Below are 1055 nucleotides of genomic sequence, written 5' to 3'. Positions count from 1 at the left end.
TAGAGCGTTTCTGCAAAACCCGGAATCATGGGATTTTCATAGGGGTCTGCTTGTGATTCATCCTTTCTAGGAGGATGGATCATGTCAGCACCTTTACCGAATGCGCTGCGTGCGCGGTTCAAGGCTTGTCTCGAAGAGGGTTTGAGTGGGCGAGCTGCCGCGGCGCGATTGATGCTCTCGCCTGCGACGGGGTCTCGTTGGGCCCGGGCAATTCGGCAGCACGGGGATGCAGTGCCCGCGCCGCAGGGGCGGCCACGCGGGCGCGGAAAGCTTGCGCCGCATCAGGCCTTTTTTGAAGAGCTGGTCGCCCAGGATCCGGATATCACGCTCTATGAATTGCGCGATGCGCTGGCCATGGCCGAGGGCGTGAAGGTTCATCACTCCTCGATTGCGGCTCTGCTCAAGCGGCTTGGTTTCACCTATAAAAAAAATCGTTGGTGGCCTCCGAACAGCACCGCGCCCGTGTAAAACAAGCCCGGCACGAGTGGCAGGAGCGGCGCATTCCCTTTATGCGTCGCCAGCCCGAACGGCTGGTGTTCATTGACGAAACCTCCGTGAAGACGAACCTGACCCGACTGCGAGGGCGCGCCTGCCGCGGCCAGCGGTTGCGGATGGACGCGCCTTTCGGTGGCTGGGGCACACAGACCTTCATCGCAGGCCTCACGTCGGAGGGGCTCATTGCGCCCTGGGTGATCAAAGGCGCGATGGATGGCTCCGCCTTTGCGACCTATGTCCGCGATGTCCTGACCCCGGAACTGACGCCCGGCACGGTCGTCATCCTCGACAACCTGGCCACTCATCGCAACGTCGAGGCCGCCGAAGCCATCCGTGACGCCAAGTGTTGGTTCCTGTATCTGCCGCCCTATTCACCCGACCTGAACCCCATCGAGCAGGCTTTCTCGAAGCTGAAGGCGCATCTCCGCAAAATGGGCGCACGAACCTTCGATGACCTGTTCAAAGCCCTTGGTGACATCTGCAGCATGTTCTCACCCCAGGAGTGCTGGAACTACTTCCACGCGGCAGGGTATGTATCAGGTTAATACAGAAACGCTTTA

Annotated in this window: 1 protein-coding gene; it reads left to right on the top strand. The window is 60.3% G+C overall.

The window, feature by feature from the left end:
• The first annotated feature begins 81 nt into the window (after positions 1-81).
• A protein-coding gene (locus FHD68_RS18675; protein ID WP_127898215.1) for an IS630 family transposase occupies positions 82-1040 on the top strand; the annotation gives its coding sequence in 2 pieces (ribosomal slippage) (positions 82-423 and positions 426-1040; 957 coding nt in all).
• Positions 1041-1055 lie beyond the last annotated feature (15 nt).

The sequence above is a fragment of the Paracoccus marcusii genome, from assembly GCF_006151785.1.
Taxonomy (GTDB): domain Bacteria; phylum Pseudomonadota; class Alphaproteobacteria; order Rhodobacterales; family Rhodobacteraceae; genus Paracoccus; species Paracoccus marcusii.
The sequence above is the reverse complement of the archived record's forward strand: the minus strand, read 5'-3'. Positions and strand labels throughout refer to the sequence as shown.